The 531-nt window shown below is 47.0% G+C and carries 1 protein-coding gene; it reads left to right on the top strand.

What is annotated here, in order from left to right; translation table 11 throughout:
• Positions 1–531: reverse transcriptase domain-containing protein (locus tag A0J57_RS25780; RefSeq protein ID WP_268873904.1), on the top strand; the 531-nt coding region annotated here is incomplete at both ends.

Here is a 531-nt window from a genome sequence, read left to right as displayed (position 1 = left end):
GACCTCAGGAAGTTATTTTCCGCCAGCAGTGAAAGAGGTAGAAATACCAAAACGGATGGGAGGAAAGCGAAAGCTGGKAATTCCGACCGTGGCAGATCGAGTGGCACAAACGGTGGCGAAACTCTACATTGAGCCACTTGTGGAACCAACGTTCCACACTGACTCATACGGATATAGACCAAAACGAAGCCAACATAATGCGATAGAAATAGCGCGTAACAGATGCTGGAAATATGATTGGGTCTTAGAAATCGACATCAAAGGATATTTTGACAATATCGATCACGATTTGATGCTAGAACTGCTGCAAGCCTACAATGTGGAACCGTGGGTCATCCTGTACGTCCAACGCTGGTTAAAAGCAGATGTACAAAGAAGCGATGGCACAACCCACAGAAGAGAAAAGGGATCACCACAAGGCTCGGTGATCAGCCCCATACTCAGCAATATCTTCCTCCACCATGCCTTTGACGCGTGGATGGGAGACAATCATTCATGCAACCCGTTCGAGAGATATGCTGACGACATCAT

This window comes from Sphingobium sp. 22B, from assembly GCF_001580035.1.
Classification (GTDB): Bacteria; Pseudomonadota; Alphaproteobacteria; order Sphingomonadales; family Sphingomonadaceae; genus Sphingobium; species Sphingobium fuliginis.
Note: the sequence above shows the minus strand (reverse complement) of the source record. Positions and strands in the feature narration are given on the sequence as shown.